Annotated in this window: 15 protein-coding genes; 4 read left to right on the top strand and 11 right to left on the bottom strand. The window is 55.1% G+C overall.

The features are described 5' to 3' along the window. Positions 1-25: 25 nt before the first annotated feature. The 3 genes from B9A13_RS13290 to B9A13_RS13280 all read right to left on the bottom strand — a co-directional run bounded on the left by B9A13_RS13290 (position 26) and on the right by B9A13_RS13280 (position 3022). A complete protein-coding gene (locus tag B9A13_RS13290) occupies positions 26-796 on the bottom strand; it encodes a TSUP family transporter (protein ID WP_084235650.1) in 771 nt (256 codons plus the stop codon). Between the two features lie 83 nt (positions 797-879). Further along, on the bottom strand, positions 880-1542 hold the full coding sequence (locus B9A13_RS13285; RefSeq protein ID WP_084235649.1) for a P-II family nitrogen regulator: 663 nt from the start codon (positions 1540-1542) through the stop codon (positions 880-882). Continuing rightward, positions 1535-3022, bottom strand: a complete 1488-nt coding sequence (locus tag B9A13_RS13280) for a DUF1538 domain-containing protein (protein WP_084235648.1) — start codon at positions 3020-3022, stop codon at positions 1535-1537. Before B9A13_RS13280 ends, B9A13_RS13285 begins: the two co-directional genes overlap by 8 nt. A 191-nt stretch (positions 3023-3213) precedes the next feature. On the opposite strand from B9A13_RS13280, the gene B9A13_RS13275 reads away from it, so the two are divergent. Further along, positions 3214-3951 (top strand): HAD family hydrolase, encoded by a 738-nt coding sequence (locus B9A13_RS13275; RefSeq protein ID WP_084235647.1) that lies wholly within the window; start codon positions 3214-3216, stop codon positions 3949-3951. A 60-nt stretch (positions 3952-4011) separates the two neighbouring features. Here B9A13_RS13275 and B9A13_RS13270 read toward each other — a convergent pair whose 3' ends face one another. Continuing rightward, positions 4012-4554 (bottom strand): glycosyltransferase, encoded by a 543-nt coding sequence (locus B9A13_RS13270; RefSeq protein ID WP_159448149.1) that lies wholly within the window; start codon positions 4552-4554, stop codon positions 4012-4014. A 1040-nt stretch (positions 4555-5594) separates the two neighbouring features. Here B9A13_RS13270 and B9A13_RS13260 point away from each other — a divergent pair. Further along, a complete protein-coding gene (locus B9A13_RS13260) occupies positions 5595-8312 on the top strand; it encodes a cation-translocating P-type ATPase (protein WP_084235644.1) in 2718 nt (905 codons plus the stop codon). 389 nt (positions 8313-8701) lie between these two features. On the opposite strand, the gene B9A13_RS13255 is transcribed toward B9A13_RS13260, so the two are convergent. Beyond that, positions 8702-9448 carry an EFR1 family ferrodoxin gene (locus B9A13_RS13255; protein WP_278309019.1) on the bottom strand — a complete coding sequence of 249 codons (747 nt, stop codon included), beginning with the start codon at positions 9446-9448 and terminating at the stop codon, positions 8702-8704. A 282-nt stretch (positions 9449-9730) separates the two neighbouring features. Here B9A13_RS13255 and B9A13_RS13245 point away from each other — a divergent pair, with 282 nt between their 5' ends. Beyond that, positions 9731-10654: a PadR family transcriptional regulator gene (locus B9A13_RS13245; protein WP_084235641.1), complete on the top strand. Its 924-nt coding sequence runs from the start codon at positions 9731-9733 to the stop codon at positions 10652-10654. A gap of 160 nt (positions 10655-10814) precedes the next feature. Continuing rightward, positions 10815-11132, top strand: coding sequence for a hypothetical protein (locus B9A13_RS14005; RefSeq protein ID WP_143807032.1), 318 nt, complete (start codon positions 10815-10817; stop codon positions 11130-11132). Between the two features lie 557 nt (positions 11133-11689). Here the strand turns inward: B9A13_RS14005 and B9A13_RS13235 are convergent. The 6 genes from B9A13_RS13235 to B9A13_RS14175 all read right to left on the bottom strand — a co-directional run. Beyond that, positions 11690-12169 carry a hypothetical protein gene (locus B9A13_RS13235; RefSeq protein ID WP_084235639.1) on the bottom strand — a complete coding sequence of 160 codons (480 nt, stop codon included), beginning with the start codon at positions 12167-12169 and terminating at the stop codon, positions 11690-11692. Between the two features lie 9 nt (positions 12170-12178). Continuing rightward, positions 12179-13060, bottom strand: coding sequence for a hypothetical protein (locus B9A13_RS14330; RefSeq protein WP_200809731.1), 882 nt, complete (start codon positions 13058-13060; stop codon positions 12179-12181). A 686-nt stretch (positions 13061-13746) separates the two neighbouring features. Next, positions 13747-14187, bottom strand: a complete 441-nt coding sequence (locus B9A13_RS13220; RefSeq protein WP_084235637.1) for an SMI1/KNR4 family protein — start codon at positions 14185-14187, stop codon at positions 13747-13749. A gap of 21 nt (positions 14188-14208) precedes the next feature. Continuing rightward, positions 14209-14778, bottom strand: coding sequence for an HNH endonuclease (locus B9A13_RS13215; RefSeq protein ID WP_084235636.1), 570 nt, complete (start codon positions 14776-14778; stop codon positions 14209-14211). A gap of 326 nt (positions 14779-15104) precedes the next feature. Beyond that, the gene (locus tag B9A13_RS13210; protein ID WP_084235635.1) at positions 15105-15461 is read right to left on the bottom strand and encodes a hypothetical protein; all 357 of its coding nucleotides are present in this window, start codon (positions 15459-15461) and stop codon (positions 15105-15107) included. Positions 15462-15476: 15 nt separating this feature from the next. Next, positions 15477-16080 (bottom strand): hypothetical protein (locus B9A13_RS14175; RefSeq protein ID WP_200809730.1); only part of this gene is annotated, 604 nt, incomplete at its 5' end.

Below are 16080 nucleotides of genomic sequence, written 5' to 3'. Positions count from 1 at the left end.
CTCATTTCCGTACCGAGTCTGTTTTTCAGGCAAAAAATCCCCAGGCCGTCTTTACGAAGAGAATGCCCAGCACCATAAAGACCACATACCGGACGTACCGGCTGCCCCCGGCCAGAGCCAGCTTTGTTCCCACAAGGCTGCCGGCGGCGGTGCAGGCGGCGGCGGGCAGGGCCACGGCGAAATAAATCTTTCCTCCTATGAGAAAGACAAGAATGGATGCAAGGTTGGAGGCAAGATTTGCCACCTTGGCGCAGCCGGTGGATTTGAGCAGGTCGAAGCCCATGACGGCGGTGAAGGCCAGAAGAAGAAAGGTGCCCGTACCGGGACCGATGAGCCCGTCGTAGCAGCCGATGCCCAATCCGATGAGCACCGAGAAAAGGACCCGTTTTCGCTCCGGCAGCTCTTTTTCCTGTCCGCCTTCTTTGCCGAAATCCCGCCTGAATATCAAAAAGACCGCCACCGCGGGCAGAGCTGCCAGCATCAGGAGCTTCAGCGCGGCGTCGGAAACCATCAGGGCCAGGCTGCTTCCCAAGGCGGCTCCGCCGAAGGAACCCAAAGCGGCCAGCAGCGACACCCGGATATCGATCTTCCCCGCTCTTATATAGCGGACGGCGGCGCAGAGGGTGCCAACGCTGGCGGCCAGCTTGTTGGTCCCCGCCGCCGTATGGGCCGGGAGTCCGGCGAGAAGATACGCCGGCAAAGAGATCAGGCCGCCTCCACCCGCGATGGAATCCACAAAACCGGCCAGAAATACCAGGGGGCAGACGATGCTCCAGATTTTAAAAAGCTCATTCAAAAGGGCTGCGCCTCCAATGGATCAAATATCGAAATGGGGCTCTTTCCCCGGGGGACCTTCCGTAAGCGGATCTCTTTTTCAGCTCACTCGTAAAGCCCGCAGGTTTTCGCAACATCCTGGACAAAGATGATGCCCCTGCCGGGCTCGTCGATGCGCAGCCCGCTGCGGACGGAGGAGACGATCGCCTCGGCGAGCTCCGCTCTGGAGAGGATCAGGACGATTTCCTTTTCCGGCTCTATCTCCATGGAAAAGAGCCTGCCGGTTTCATGAACGCCGGCACCCCTGGCGTTGATGACCGTGCCGCCGGCGGAGCCCGCCTTTTCGGCGGCGGCGATCACCTCTTCCGCTTTCCCCTTATCCACGATCACGGTTATGGCCTGGTACATGGCATCATTTTCCTTTCTCACGTTTTTATCGGCATCGCCGCAGCTTCTCGCCCCGATCACCCGGTTCAGCGGCAAGACAAAGGCGATCCCGTGATTGTGCTTTTTCAGCTTCAGCTCACTGCCGAGGGTTTCAAAGGCGTTTTCGGCAACGGACGGCGGCGCCGCCATGAGGACGATTTCCTTTCTCGCGTCGCAAAGGGATAAAAGCTCCAGGAGCCTTCCGCGCACGGTGCCCATTCCCAGAAAGACCGTTCCGCCCGCGACGCCGCACTTTTTAGCGATGTGCAGCACTCTGCTTCCCTGCCCGCAGCCCACAATGACGCAGAGCAAATCCGCAGCGTGGGATTCACATTTATCCATCCGCAAGATCCTCCTTTCTTGACTTTACCCGATAAACAAGGCCCAGCAGCTGAAGGGCGACGATGGGCGTCATGGCCACCATGGCGATCATGCCGAAGCCTTCGGCCAGGACGCTGGCCCCCTCCGAGGCATGAGCAGCTCCCTGGGAAAAGGCCAGGATGAAGGTCGCGGTCATGGGGCCGGAGGCGACTCCCCCGGAGTCGAAGGCGATGCCCACGAAGAGCTTGGGGGTGAAAAAGCTCAGGGCGACGGAGAGAACATATCCGGGAAGAAGGTAGTGCCAGAGCTGAATCCCCGGCACCAGAATCCGGACCATGGACAGGGCGACGGCGGCCCCGACGCCCAAAGAAAGGGTCAGCATCACGAGGCTGCGTTTCACGTATCCGCTGGTGACATCCTCGATCTGCCGGGTGAGCACGTGGACGGCCGGCTCGGCAAGGATGGTGAATACGCCCAGGACGAATCCCACCGCAACGAGCCATGTTTTATTTTCCAGGGAGGCTACGGTATATCCCACCTGGCTTCCCACGGTCATAAAGCCCGCGTTAACTCCGGCCAGGAACAGGACCAGCCCGGCAAAGGCGAAGAGGATACCGGTGACGATCCTTCGCACCATACGGCGGGACAGGCGCAATGCCAACGGCTGCAGGACGAGAAACAAAAGAGCGACGGGGAGCAGCGCGACGAATATTTCCCACGCGGCGGCAGGAAACTCGTGAAGAAAGGGCCCCAGGACGGAGGAGGAGGCCTCCCCCGCGCCGGCGGAGACTTCCGCGGCGGAGGCGGGAGCGAAGAAAAGACTCATGAGCATGACGGAAATCACGGCGCCCGCGGAGGCCACGGCCACCAGGCCGAAGCTGTCCTTTTCCGACGCCTTGCTGTCCTTCTTCATGGCGGAAACGCCAAGGGCAAGGGCCAGAATAAAGGGGACGGTCAAAGCGCCCGTGGTGGCGCCGGAGGCGTCGAAGGAAACGGCCAAAAACTCCCGGGAAACAAACAGGGAAAGAATCAGGATCCCGCCATACAGGCCCGCGAGGATCTTATAAAGTGGCACGTTATATACGATTCTCACGAGCCCCGCGGCAAGAAGCACGGCGATTCCCGCCGACACCGCGGCGACCAGGGCCGCCTTGGAAACGGCTCCGGAGGTAACCGCGGCCACCTGACCTGCGAGAATATGCAGATCCGGCTCCGCCACGGAGACGACAAACCCCAGAACCAGGCCGGAGAGCAGCACGACGGAAACTCTGTTGCTCTTTGCGATGGAGGCGCCCATGGAGGTGCCGATGGGGGTAATTCCGAGATCGACGCCCACAAGGAACACGGAAAGGCCCGCCGTCACCAGCACCGCGCCGATCAAAAAGCGAAAAAGGACCGGAAGATCCAGGGGCGCGAGCGTTGCGTGCAGCAAAAGCACCAGACCCGTGACGGGCAGCACGGATACGAGGACCTCTTTTCCCTTTTCGGCAAGAATATTCATCCGGAATTCACTCCTTTCTATCCGGGTTTACGGGTAGAATCGGCACCGCCTCCATTCGTTTTCCGGCTCCCGGCGCCCTCTCCTGGTTTCCGGGCGGCATGCGGCCGTTCTTTCTAGGAAGATCTGTCTGTGATACAATAGCGGCAGAATGACCGCCGTGCGCGGCGGGATTATTTTGCGGAGGAGAGAACATGGGGATTCCAAAGGCTATTTTATTCGATCTGGACGACACGCTGATTGCCTTCGACAGCGTATCCGACCCGGCGTGGGAAAAATGCTGCCGGGACCTGGTCCGGGAGCATTCTCTGCCGGCGGATCCGTCCCTGCTTTTTGACGAACTGAAGAAAACACGGACATGGTACTGGGGCGACGGCGCGCGGCACAAACGGAGACGGGAAAACCTCACGGAGGCAAGGCGGGAAATCGTTTTGCTGACGCTGCCCGCTTTGGGCATCGGCGGCAGGGACCTGGCCCTGGAGCTCGCCGACCGGTATTCCGCTTATAAGGAAAACCTCATCCGCCTGCTGCCCCACACCTATGAAACGCTATCGGAGCTGAAAAAGCGGGGATATCGCCTGGGGCTCGTCACCAACGGCGCCTCCGAGGTGCAGCGGGAAAAACTGCGCCGCTTCGGACTGGAGCCCTTTTTTGACGCCGTCCTCATCGACACGGAGGTGGGCTTCAGCAAGCCGGACAAGAGGATTTTCGAGCATGCTATGGAGCTTCTTGGCCTCGCCGCCGGGGACGTCTGGATGGTTGGGGACAACCCCGTGTGGGACATCGAGCCTCCCATGGCGCTGGGGATCTATTCCGTTTTGTTCCGCGGCGGCCGGGACGGGCCGACGGCAGAAGAGGCCGTTCATCCGGACCGGATCATCGGGGACCTCTCGGAGCTGCTGCCGGAACTTCCATGCAGAACCTGCTTATGACGGTTCTTCAGGCGCATTTCCTCTTTTATGCGTTCTCCGACAGGTGGTTCACATCCGCACTCAGGCGCGTTCCCGGGACAGTTTCAGTTCTTCAAAGATTTTCAGATACCGGGACGCTTCCTGTTCCACGGTGGGCAGCAGCAGGCCGGACAGGTTCTCCTTATACTGGTTGAGAACCGAGGGATGGGCGACGATATCCCGCATTTTCTGCCGGAGGTCTTCCACGTCCCCTACCCGGAAGGTGTTTCCGTTCCATCCGTCTTTGATTTTTTCACTCATGCCGCCGATCCCCGAGGCCAGCACCGGCACGCGGCTCATGAGCGCCTCGTGCATCACCAGCGGATAGTTTTCATACCAGACGGAGGGGATCACGACGACGTCACATCCGCCGAACACGGACGCCGTATCCTCCGGAGCATAGACGCCCATAAACCGGATACGCCCGTCGTCCCCCGCCAGAGCGCGCAGCCGGCGCTCGTACTCGCCGGGACCGGAACCGTAAATCAGCAGCCCGGTTCCGTCGCCCTTCAGACCGCGAAAGGCATCCAGCAGAAGATGGACGCCCTTGTGCCGCGTCAGAGAACCGGCGTAGCAGAAGGTCACCGGGGACAGGTCCCCGTACTCTCTTGTGTTTTCCCGGCCAGATGCTTCAGGTCGTCGTATTTCTGCGCAATAGAAACCCGTCTCAAATTTATGTCACGCCTCTCGTCTGCAGTCCCGGTCCCGCCTTCTGCGCTTTTGCAGCGGCTGTTTTTTAAAAACGGAGGACCACTTCAAAGCCGTCCTCCTTCAAACGTTTTCGTATTCATCCGGCATCGGCGGGGTTGTCCCGCACGAGCGAATCCGGATCACAACAGCATACCGTCCATATGCTCAAGCCAGTTCCCTAATAGAATATATAAATATTGGATAAAAGTCAATGCGGTGCTCCGGGGCTCAAAGGGACAGGCATCGGGTTTTCCTCCCGGCCGCCGTCCGGGCTTCTTTTCCCGCTTTCTGGTTCGTCTTCTCTCCGGCCGAAACCAGACCGCCGCAATTTCCAGACCTCCCCGTCGCGGCGCTCTTATGGATCCGGTTCAGTGAATCTGTTCGGTTATCGTACATTTTCCTTTTAAAATACGTCTTTTTAGCATCCATTTCACAGAATATTTTACCCTATTGATCCAATACGCCTTGAAAAAAACTTGATGAAACATATATTATATGCTATAATACATCTATCTTAAACAGCGCCCTTTGCTCCATTTTCAATCCTTTCAGAATGTAATATCAGACCAGGCAGTAAGACAGACCCATTCGTTTCCCGGCAAGGCTGCAGCGTCCGCAGATTTTTCGGATCGCGGACTTTCCCGTTTCCAGGCAACGGGTTCCGATTGCAGGCATTGATGTCTACCGGGCGTCGTCGGCGTACTGTATGCCCGTTTTATTTCAATGTCCCGGGAATCCCGAGGCATATTTTTTATTTTGGAAGCGCATCCGGTCGACTATCCGAATATCTCACGGGGTTTATTTTATTTGCATCAGCCGTGCAGGTCCGTGCCAAACCATCCGGCGTGAGAAAGGAAGGTATCTTCATTGGGCAGATCACCGTAGGGGAAACGGGAGGAGCCGCGATCATCAACAAGTTGAAAGAGGTGTAGCAATTGGACAAATCACCATGGTACCAGCAGAGCGTACAGGAGGTGTGCCGGGAGCTGGGGACCGACGGGGAAAAAGGCCTTACTTCCAAAGAGGCGGCGGAACGCCTGGAAAAATACGGCCCCAACGAGCTGGCCCACAAAGAGGGAGACAGCATCTTCAAGATGTTCCTCGACCAGCTTAAGGATTACATGGTCATGATCCTAATCATCGCCAGCGTGGTATCCATCTTTGTGGGTGAAGTGACCGACTCAATCATCATCATCGCCATCGTCATCATCAACGCGGTCCTGGGCGTTTACCAGGAATACAGCGCCGGCAAAGCGCTGGAAGCGCTCCAGAAGATGTCTGCGCCCAACGCTAAGGTCATCCGTGACGGCGAGCCCGTTACGATCCCTTCCCGCGAGCTGGTCCCCGGAGATCTGGTCATTCTGGAGACCGGCGACTATGTGCCTGCCGACGTGAGGCTCACCAACAGCGTGAACCTGAAAATCGAGGAGGCGGCGCTCACCGGCGAATCCGTCCCCGTGGAAAAGGACGCCAAGGCGGAGCTATCCGGGGACATCGGGCTGGGCGACCAGATTAACCTCGGATTCATGAGCACCGTCATCACCTACGGCCGCGGCGCCGGTATCGTGACCCTCACGGGCATGAGCACCGTCATGGGCAAGATCGCAACCATGATCGCCGAAGCTCCCCAGGAGGACACTCCCCTGCAGAAAAAGCTGGCTCAGATGGGAAAGCTCCTGGGCACCGCGTGTCTTATTATCTGCGCCGTGGTATTCGTCATGGGACTGCTCAGAGGCGAGCCCGTCCTTGAGATGTTCATGACCGCAATCAGCCTGGCCGTGGCCGCCATTCCGGAAGGTCTTCCCGCCGTGGTGACCATCGTGCTGGCCATGGGCATGCAGCGCATGGTGAAGCACAACTCCATCATGAAAAAGCTTCACGCGGTGGAAACCCTGGGCAGCACCACGGTAATCTGCTCGGATAAGACCGGCACCCTGACCCAGAACCAGATGACCATCGTTAAGATGTTCGTCCCGGGCGCGGAAATCGACGTAGAGGGCAAAGGCTACAAGCCGGAGGGAGCTCTCACCGTCGGAGGGACCCCCGTGATCCTCTCCTCCGAGCCCGCCATCTCCCGGCTTCTGGAGATCCAGGCCCTCTGCAACGACTCCCGCCTTGAGCACAATACGGAAGACGGCGCGGACGAGTGGCGCATCAAGGGAGACCCCACCGAAGGCTCCATGATTGTGGCCGCCGCCAAGGCGGGCATCGACAGCGCCGCCCTTAACAAGGCCCAGCCCCGGCTTCAGGAAATCCCCTTCGACTCCGACCGAAAACTGATGACCACCTTCCACAAGGCGGCGGACGGAACACTGGTGGCCTTTACAAAAGGCGCGACCGACGTACTCATCGACCGCAGCACCAAAATCATGCGCCGTGACGGCACGGTGGAGCCTCTCACTCCCGCCGACCTGGAAATGATCGCCGCGGAAAACAAGAAGCTCTCCCGGCAGGCCCTGCGCGTTCTGGGCATGGCCTACAAGGTGGTTTCCGAAATTCCCGAGGAACCCACCTCGGAAACCGACGAGAAGGACCTTATCTTCTGCGGCCTCGTGGGCATGATAGACCCGCCGCGCCCGGAAGCCATCGAAGCCATCAAGATCTGCAAGACCGCCGGAATCCGCGTGGTCATGATCACCGGCGACTACCGCGACACCGCGGCAGCCATCGCCATGGAGCTGGGGATCATCGAGACGGACGACCAGGTGCTGGCGGGCCCCGATCTCAATAAGATGACCCAGGAAGAATTCGACGAGGCCGCCAAAACCGTGAGCGTATACGCCCGGGTCTCCCCCGAGCACAAGGTGCGCATCGTGCAGGCCATGAAGGACAACGGCGGCATCGCCGCCATGACGGGGGACGGCGTCAACGACGCGCCCGCCCTCAAGCGCGCGGACATTGGCGTGGCCATGGGCATCACCGGAACCGACGTCACTAAGGAAAGCGCGGACATGATCATCACAGACGACAACTTTGCCTCCATCGTCGCCGCCGTGGAGGAAGGCCGCGTTATCTACAGCAACATCCGCAAATTCGTCTTCTTCCTCATGAGCTGCAACGTGGGCGAGATCCTCATCATCTTCATCGCGATGCTCCTCAACTGGGATATCCCGCTGCTGCCCATCCATCTGCTGTGGGTGAACCTGCTGACGGACGCCTTCCCGGCCCTGGCTCTCGGCGTGGAAGCCAAGGAACCCGGCCTCATGGGCGAGCCTCCGCGCAACCCCAACGAACCCATTATCGACAAAAACATGATCGTCAACATCGCGGTGCAGAGCGCGGTCATGACCTTCGCCATTCTCTGTTCCTTCTATATCGGATGCCGGATCGAGGGCTATTACGACGTCGCCATGGGCCGGACCTTCGCCCTGGCCACCATGATTATCAGCGAGCTTATGCGGGCCTATACCTGCCGTTCGGAAAAGTACACGGCTTTCAAGCTGGGCTTCTTCTCCAACTCCAAGCTGAACCTCGCCACCATCGCCTGCTTCTTCCTGCTGATCATCGTGCTGGCCGTTCCCGCCCTGCAGGACATCTTCCGCCTTTCCCAGTTCAACATCGAGGACGTTGAGATCGTCATCGGCCTGGGTATCCTTCCCTTTGTTTTCGGCGAGCTGACCAAGGTGGTCAAGCACGCGGTGGCAAAGAAATAGTATCCAGCCTGAGCTAAAGTACACTCAAAGAGCGCCCGGGAACGTATGCTCCCGGGCGCTTAAGCTTGTCAAAAAAGTCGGAACGCCTTTTTTGACAAAAGGTCTTGCAGTCTGCCGCGCGCCTCGCTGTCCGCCAAAGGCGAACGGTTTGACGCTTGCAGCCTGAGAAGTTTTTCGGGCACGTACACGCCGCGCCCGAAAACGATCCAATTTTATTTCGCCGCTCCGGTGGCGAAACTCTGCGAGGCTTTTCCGACAGTCTGAAGCGCCCGGGAACGTATGCTCCCGGGCGCTTTAATTACGGCTGCTTTTTGTTTTGCAGAAAAGAAAGCCTCGTTTTTGAATTTCCCGAGCGGCGGCGGGTCGAAGCAGTCATTAACCCGGCCGCACTATTTCAGGCTTTCCGGCCCCTGATACCTTTCATATCCCTCGGGGGCGGCGTAGCGGCCGTTTATAAGAACGGCGAAGGCGGGACAGAAATTGTAACATCGAAAACAGGCCGTGCAGGAGGGCATGAAGGTAAAGTCTCCGTCTTTAAATATGATGCTTTCCGTCGGGCAGTCCCTAACACAGGACATGCAGCGGATGCAGCGCGTGCTGTCGACGGAGAGCGCCTGATACTGCTCTTCCTGCCGCTTTTTCGTCGCCTTCCGGATCATCGCGCCGGGCAGAAGGTTCGGCCCCGCGTTCGTGATGTGCCTCTTCCCCTCCGTCAGCTTCCCCGCCAGCCGGTCCAGAGCCTTTTCACCCCTTTCCAATCTCCGCTTCATAACCGCCGCGGAGGGAAAGGCCGCCTTGCCGCCCGGAAGGGAGATATTGATGCTCACCCTGACATTCACGTAGGCAACCAGGCGGAACCCGTGCTTTCTCATCGTTTTTCCCGCCTCAAAGGGGCCGTAAGCGTCCGCATAGCCCGCGGTTGTCAGGACAAAGGCCGGCTTGTCCCGAAAACCGCCCGCCGTCGGGTCCATCCGCTCCAGAAGCCGGGATACGATAAGGGGCATATCGGCTCCGTAGACGGGAAAAGCAAAGCCCACGGCGCCGGCGGACCGGATCTTTTCATAAGGAACCGTTTTCAGGCGGTCCAGCGATATCAATTCGCATTTGTTTTTTCCGGAGACGAGACGTTTTTTCAGCTCCTATGCCGTCCACCGGGTATTCCCCGTTCCGCTGAAGCAGAAAATCACAATTTCCAATCGAATCCCGCCCCCTTCCCGTGATTCTTTCTTTTTAATCGCCCGGCCTTTCATCATGTTTTGTACCGATATGATCTTGTTTTCAGTATAACTCAGGCGTTTTTTTCATTCAACGATTCCGGTGTAAAAACTTTGCACCGGAATTTTTTCATTTTTCCTATTGACGTTATCATTATCTTATGTTACTCTTAACATATGTTATTACAGATAGGAGTCAGAGCCATGACAGTTCAGCACGCGATTCTGGGATTTCTCAGCCTGCAGCCCATGACCGGATACGAGCTGAAAAAGCTCATCCGGGATTCCTCTTTCATGCCCTGGTCAGGAAACAACAATCAAATTTATACCGCCCTTCTGGAGCTTCTGGAGGACGGATTTGTCGTCAGCGAAGTGCAGGCGCAGGAGAACCTTCCGTCCAAAAAGGTATACACCATTACACAAAAGGGTATGGACCGGCTGGCGGGATGGACAAAAGCCTCGCCCGAACCTCCCGAATTCAAAAAGCCGTTCCTGATCCAGCTTCTCTGGGCGGATCTTCTGAATAAAACAGAACTTTCCGGTCTTTTGGAGAAGTATGAAAGCGAGGTTCGCGTCAGGCTGCTGATGCACCGGGAAAGAACGCGCAGGGGCAGCTTCTTCATTCCCAGGACGGAACGGGAAGCCCTTTTATGGAGAATCACGGACGAAAATATCGCCCTGTCCTACGAAAGTGAGCTGGAGTGGGTCCGGAGCGTACGCAGCCAGCTTCTGGAGCAGGACGACATAGAAGTAAAAAGCAAAATGGATTTCCGCATGATCCAGAAAGAGAACGCATCCTATGTGGAGGTATTCGACAGCCAGTCGCCGGTGGGCACGGAGCAGGAGGCTCTGGATCTTGTCTCCATTTGCGGCGAGAAGGACACAAATCTTCTGATGCTTCACAGCGAAGCGCTTCCGGAGGAATTTTTCCGTCTGAAGACCGGCGTCGCCGGAGCGGTTTTGCAGAAGCTGGTCAATTACTCGGTGAAAACCGCTATTCTGCTGCCGGAACTGAAGGAACTGGGCGCGCGGTTCCGTGATCTGCTGTCGGAAACCAACAGAGGCAGCCAGTATCGTTTTTTCAAGGACCGCGTTGAAGCCGAGCACTGGCTGATTAGCGGAATGTAAACAAACCTGCGGGGATGGAATACATCCGACGTTTGGTCGGAGAATACGGAAGGGCGGACAGTAGACACATACTGTCCGCCCTTTTCTTTTTTAAATCCGGGGTTATCGCCCGTCCAGGGTTTCTTCCTTTTCCGCCGGCTCGGCCTCCAGTCGTGTCCGGATGAATTTCAGAACCTCCTCCTTTTCCTTCCCGCAAACCCAATTCGGCACAAAGATAAAAAGAAAACACAGGCCCAGCGTCCAGAAAAACAACGCCGTCAAGATGATTGGAAGGTTTGCTGCGGAGTGCAGTCTGAATGCAGACGATACGCTGCTGATCCACGCAAATGCAGCAAAGCCGGCAGCGATGAGATACGACGGTATCGGAAGCCTGAATCTTCCGAGGATGACGGACCCCGCTTCCCTTTCCAATATTCTGCCGACAAAAGGGATCGAGCCTCTGCTGAAGGCGCCTGATATGAAGGTTTTTGTGAGATAAAACCGATTCCCGCGAAACTTCGACAGGAACACGTTTCCCGTCGTAAAACCAGCGAGATTCCATTTCAGCGTACAGCCACTGAGAACCGCCTCGATCCGGGCTTTGTCGAGCTTTGTTTTAAAGTATATGGTTTTAAAACACATCATTACCTCCGGTTTTACCCGCTTTCCGACCATTCGGCGGCCGCGGGGCCCGACTTCGCCGCCGCGGCAAGGGCGGGGATCCGGGTCTCCGCGGAAGGAAACATACTGTGCCTTTGTTTAATTAATTTTACCCTGTTCCACTCAAATCGGGCAAATCTACCGTGTTGAAAACTGAGCAGGATAAAGCAAGGTGCGGCGAACCGCACCTTGCGGTCACACCGCCCGGCAGCGCCGGGCGGTGTTCCTTAGAAAACGCAGGCTTTTTTCGCGGAGTGGCGCAAACAGTCCAAGGTGCTGTAAACCGGCGGATTTGCTGCCGCAGGTGCTGTAGGTGCGGAAATATCGCGGCATAAGGGCATTTGCAAGGTGCTGTTCCGGGTGCTGAGTTAAAATAAATGTGGAATCGTTGTACGTTCACTCTTCCTCAGATTTTACGTAATACCCCTGCCGGCGAAAATACGGTGCGAGGAATCTGGCAATATGTCGGCTAGACTCACCTTCTTGGTCTTGATATCCATTCAACCACGTTTTGTCTCCGGACAGGATATCGTGGCAGTGATCAAGTAGCCCTTTATTTGCAACGCGAAATGTTGCAGCAATGTATTCATCTGTAGCCTCTTGAGGCAGGGGATATCCTGCTGCTGCCCTGTCCATCGATGTAAACCTGTCCGCAAAGACATACATCAAAGTATGAGCGCGGATTATCCCTTTAGGATCAAGGGAAACATACCAGATATCTCCTCGCCTGTCTCGTCTGTCTATAAAGACGTACAACGCAAATCCTTTTCCGATCAGAAACATTTCATCGCTATCAAGTTGTGCAAATTGAAATCCATATTGACGTATCATAGGTGCAAGGCTTTTCTTTACAAGCTCTGCATAATCATTTAACATTTTCATTCCTCATTTCTTAATCATCATATTAGTAAGTACATCATAATCGTAGCCATTATCAAGTAAGTACTTATATTCACGACCAAATCCAGTTATTTTTTCCTTACCAGTATTGATGTCAATGTAGGAAATAGCTCTTCCTGTCGGCTTAGTTGCCAAAACAATGTCGTCTCCCCGGTTGATAACTTCATCCAGCCATGGTTTGTTAACATCGTTCCAGAACTGATCGGCACTTTTGTACATGTCATCTGGCACATTAAGGACATTGAACCCGCCTTTTTTCGCTCCGAAATAGGTAGACTTCACATTGCCCATTTCGTTTACAATATTTTTCATGTCCTTATCAAAGCTGCCAAGAATGGTAGTCGTTTTATCAGGATTTGCTTTGAGGATTACCCCGGAGGAAGGCTTATACTCGATTTTGGTTATTATCTTGCCTACGTTCCCCGCGCTCTCAAGAAGCTCGTCGGCGGACTTGGCGGAGCTTTGGGCGGCGTCGAGGGTTTCGACGGCGTTCCTGGCGGCGGACTTGAGGATGCCGCCGGAGTCTTCCGCTTTCCGGACGGCGGAGACGAGAAGGCCCCATTCGGCCGCATCGTCCGCGTTTTTCGCGGCGCCGTGCAGCAGATCGGTCACCGTGTCGCCGTATTTGGCGATTCCTTTCATCAGCCACTCGGCGGCTTCGGGACTTATCTTCGCCGCGACGGCAAGGGCCGGGGTCAGGGTCTCCGCGCCGTTGAACAGGGCTTTCAGCACCGTGCCTGCTTCATCCAGATTCTTGACGACGCCTATGCCGGGAATCAGTCCCACCGCGTCCAGTACCGTCTGGGCGATGTGTTCCTTGTCCCATTTCCAGTGGGTTAAGTCGTAGGCCAGGTCACGGATATCCATGGCCGTATCGGCGCCCACGAGGCAAAGGGAGACGGAACCCGTCCGGTTTTCGGAGATCTGACGCGCCGATGACTGCGTTATCCTCCTTGCCTTACGAAAAGTAAAGCTTCGTCGTCTGCCTTGTCATCAACACGTCAGGCCCCCGAAAACTCTTCGACCTCCGCCCTGGAGATGATTGTGTCTCAAAAGGCGGAGGACGCAGGCGGGCTCGCGCCCGCCAAGGACGACAACGCATTGGGGCGCAATCAGCTTCGGGCTGAGGCGGGCTGGGTCCGTCTTCCTTTGCCTCAAGACTCATACCAATTTGCAGGGCGGTTCCCAAAAGCGTCACATCGTCGGTATAGTTCCCCAGTATCACCTGCCGGAGAGCCTCCGCAAGGTACTCCTCCGCCCTGCCCGAATCCGTGCCCTTTGTCTGCCCATCCCGCGCCGTTTGGTAATCCGGGGATTCCCAGAGGGAAACGTCCGCGAGACTGTACGTACCGTCTGCCCCGTGGGAGGTTTCCCCGTTTCCAGTATATCCCTCTTCCTCCCGGGAAGCAACCGTTTCCTGGGGAAGAGGGACGTACCGGTTATAGAGGTCCAGGTATAAAAGGGACGGTCCTTCTGGTTGTACAAAACAGAAGGACCGTCCCTTTGTTTTCACGGGCTGAAAGGCTTTCCTCATCTGGGCCACTGAATAAGAATTATAGGAGATTTTTTACAACCTCTGTAAACGTGTCTGCGATATAATACGTATTTGATTCATCATTTGAATTTGGAAATTCATAGGCGTGATCCCAATAATAAACACCGGTTTCTTCACCAGTACATAACAAAACAATAAATCCGTGTTGGTGACTATCACCAACAATTATTGTGCCCTGCGGCATGTCGCTTTTATAATCATTTAACCACAGTTGCACATCTAGTTCAGGATCTTTGGTCTTTACTCCAAAGAAGACGTCCACATTCACAGTTGCGTTCAAGTCCTCAATATAAATGGAGTTTTCATCAGTGGGTTTAACAACCCCACCATTATAAGTGAGTAAAAACTTCACGTAATCGTTTGGTAAATAGATACCATTGTGTGCTTCAAATATTCTGATATCGTTCGGATTTGCTGCTCCAAAGCCTTGGATTGCCATACAGTTACTTCCTACCTTTCTTCATGATTGAAATGTCGCCTTTGTGCTAAACATTTCATGAGTACGCCGATTAACCTCCTGTAACGTTCTTCCATCCTCGTGGTGATGCCATGTATTACGCAGGTTTTTAGGGCCATTTGGCGCTAATTGGTCGGCAAGTCTAAAGTCAGCGGAACGTTCTCTGAAAGGGCCGATATCAACTTCCTGGACAACATGACCAGAACGTTTGAAATCGGGATAGCCATTTTTGTACGTAACCGAAGCCCCCTTTGAGTTGGTATATTTCCACATTCCGTTATCATTTATTTCAATTTTTCCTCCACCCTCAAGCCATCTGTTAACAACAGGAGGATTTGATGGTTTGGTTTTCAAAAGTTCGTCCGGTATCTTCGACCCTTGGGTAAAAATCTTTCCCGCGTCCTCGGCGAGCTCATCGGCGTTCCTGGCGGCGGACTTGAGGATGCCGCCGGAGTCTTCCGCTTTCCGGACGGCGGAGACGAGAAGGCCCCACTCGGCGGCGTCGTCCGCGTTTTTCGCGGCGCCGTGCAGCAGATCGGTCACCGTGTCGCCGTACTTTGCGATTCCTTTCATCAGCCACTCGGCGGCTTCGGGACTTATCTTCGCCGCGGCGGCCAGGGCGGGGGGGGGGGGGAAACGTCCGTGGAAGCAAGCATACTGTGCCTTTGTTTAATTAATTTTACCCTGTTCCACTCAAATCGGGCAAATCTACCGCGTAGAAAATAAAGCTGGATAAAGCGCCGGGGCCGCAAGCGGCCCCGGCGCGGCTCACATCAGCCCACAGTACTGACTGAAAGGCACTCACCATCGGGGTCAAATTCCAAGTGATAGACCCGGTTAGGGATCATGTTTTACAGAAAACCGCGTGTGTCCAAGAGAAGTACTGCGGGGCGTCTACTCTACACTTCTTTATTTTCTGAAAGGGCATTAATATACTTTTCGATATCAGATTTTGTTAACTTTCTGTACTCCTCGTCCAAATCTTCCAATTTGTCCAAGACGCTTGCTATTGAATCAGAATATTCATCATCGTATTCGTACAAATCTGTAAACCAAACGGTATTAACCCAATCAAGCAATTGGTTCAATGTAATTCGACCGTCTCTTATTGCTCTCAAAACGTTTATGACATCAGTATTAAATATTGTCACTGGTTTTTCGAGCTTGACTACATGCAAATTACCCCCCAGTTTATTACTGAGTTCTTTTTTAGAAATTTGAAGATTTTTGAACATGTCCAAATAATTAGTTACCAATTGTTTCACCTTCTCTTACTTATCTTTGACATGAACTAAGTTTCCTGCGGGATCATAAGTTTCTTTGTATACCCTAATTGTATTTCCGTTATAGTCAATTACTTTGTAATAGCTTGCTTTTGAACCCGGTACATTTCCGGGCTTGGTCATCTTAACCATGTAGCTCCCATTTTCCATCGGCTCGACGGAAAAATCAATATAGCTGTTCGAGCCACCCTTAAAGAAGCTCTTAATTTTAGGCTGAATATTAGATGGTAAATCCTCAACTGATTTTAATGCATCAGTTTTACTTCCAGAATTTAGAATGCTTTTTGCATCCCCCGCGCCCTCAATGAGCTCGTCGGCGGACTTGAGGATGCCGCCGGAGTCCTCCGCTTTCCGGACGGCGGAGACGAGAAGGCCCCATTCGGCGGCATCGTCAGCGTTTTTCGCGGCGCCGTGCAGCAGATCGGTCACCGTGTCGCCGTACTTTGCGATTCCTTTCATCAGCCACTCGGCGGCTTCGGGGCTTATCTTCGCCGCCGCGGCAAGGGCCGGGGTCAGGGTCTCCGCGCCGTTGAACAGGGCTTTCAGCACCGTCCCTGCTTCATCCAGATTCTTGACGACGCCTATGCCGGGA

This window comes from Papillibacter cinnamivorans DSM 12816 (genome assembly GCF_900176335.1).
Classification (GTDB): Bacteria; Bacillota; Clostridia; order Oscillospirales; family Oscillospiraceae; genus Papillibacter; species Papillibacter cinnamivorans.
Note: the sequence above shows the minus strand (reverse complement) of the source record. Positions and strands in the feature narration are given on the sequence as shown.